The organism is Mesorhizobium sp. M1143, assembly GCF_040318435.1.
In the GTDB taxonomy this organism is placed as follows: Bacteria; Pseudomonadota; Alphaproteobacteria; order Rhizobiales; family Rhizobiaceae; genus Mesorhizobium.
The window spans coordinates 1-1,330 of sequence record NZ_JAMYMJ010000176.1; the positions used below are offsets into that span (position 1 = coordinate 1).

General features: G+C 57.7%; 2 protein-coding genes. Both read right to left on the bottom strand.

Features of this window, described 5'->3' with window-relative positions; all coding sequences use genetic code 11:
• Window positions 1–718: 718 nt before the first annotated feature.
• Window positions 719–961: a DUF982 domain-containing protein gene (locus NKH35_RS31740; RefSeq protein ID WP_023669677.1), complete on the bottom strand. Its 243-nt coding sequence runs from the start codon at window positions 959–961 to the stop codon at window positions 719–721.
• Entirely contained in the window at window positions 961–1,191 is a 231-nt protein-coding gene (locus NKH35_RS31745; RefSeq protein WP_023669678.1) for a hypothetical protein, read from the bottom strand. Before NKH35_RS31745 ends, NKH35_RS31740 begins: the two co-directional genes overlap by 1 nt.
• Window positions 1,192–1,330 lie beyond the last annotated feature (139 nt).

Genomic DNA, 1,330 nt, shown 5'->3' on the forward strand with positions numbered 1-1,330 from the left:
CCTCAGGAGGGACTCGACGAAACCTGAGCGGTGTTTGACGCGTTCACTGGCCAACCAGCCGAGGCGTGGGGCGCTCCGGCTAAATATCTGGACGGGGAATATTCCCGCGATTTTGTAAGCCTTCTGACCGCGTCGACCTGAAGCGAAGTTTCGCCGGGGGGTAATCTCTAAAGTGCGACTGCCATGGAACACGTGCCGAGCGCCGGAGAGTGTCCAATTCCCCGGTCTGTGCATCCCGGGCACAAGCTCAGCCATAGTGGAGACGCGGCTTTGGCAACGTTCCTATAAATTGAACCCCAATTCGGTCGTTCCTGCGCCACCGCAGGACTGCCTGGTAGGCAACGCCGTCGGTCGGCACGTAAACCACGAACCGCTCAGGGACACGCGATTCCACCGGGACTTTGAGCTCAGCTCTGCCACTGTTTTGGTTCCGAATGGTGCAACTGATCTCGGAGTTTGTGATTCCGCTGATGATTGAGGCGCCTTTCAGCACCCGCTGCCTCCGTTCGCGGCGATGCTCTTCATCAACCATGTGACCTCCATCGGTCACCCGCGGCCCTATATGGTACGCGCACCGGCGAATAAACTGTCCATCTAGGTCGTCGCTCGTTAGTGTCTCACTTTAAAGTTTGACGACGGAGACGGACAGCATAAATGCCCGTTGCGCCGGTGAATTCGCAACGCGAACAGACCCGAATGGGCTCGTCGTATAGCGTTGTTAATCCGGCAGCAGCATCTCCTCTTCATCGGCCGCGGCTTCGAACAGCAGCCGGAAGTCATTACCCGGCATTTTGCCATCCATCGCAGATAGGCAAGCCTCGGCCGCCAGCCGCCACTTGGGGCCACGATTGGACCACTTTAGGAGCTCCTCGGCGGCGGCATCAACCCGGTTGACACCAAGGCGAAGCCCCGGGCGCTCAGTCTTCACATAAACCGGAGGGTTGAACCAACGGTGGGGCATCACGCCTCTCGAACGTCAAAGGCGATGAACAGTCCCCAAACGGAGGCTGATTTGACGATCATTTCGACTAACTGGCAGTCAGTTTCGAGAAGATCGCCGCCGCGCTCACGGACCGCTACAATGGTCGCTTTGACGGAAATAATGTCGCCGGGTTGAGAGCCCAACAGGACCTCGCGGACCAGCTCCTTGGCCGTTTGCTGCGTAGGCCGAACAGGTGCTTGAATGTCCATCCCATCCTCCCAGAGAGATAGAACCTCAGTCAGCTATTCTGTGGGTCACTTTCCGAAAAAGGCAAGAGTCGGAAACGTACAAAGTAGGTTCCCGCAAACACCGCCCTACGATGGCTAAATCCCGCGACAGGCGCTGATT

Coding starts and splice junctions, on each gene's coding strand:
- NKH35_RS31740 (WP_023669677.1), bottom strand. CDS start 961: ATGCCCCACCGTTGGTTCAACCCTCCGGTTTATGTGAAGACTGAGCGC.
- NKH35_RS31745 (WP_023669678.1), bottom strand. CDS start 1,191: ATGGACATTCAAGCACCTGTTCGGCCTACGCAGCAAACGGCCAAGGAG.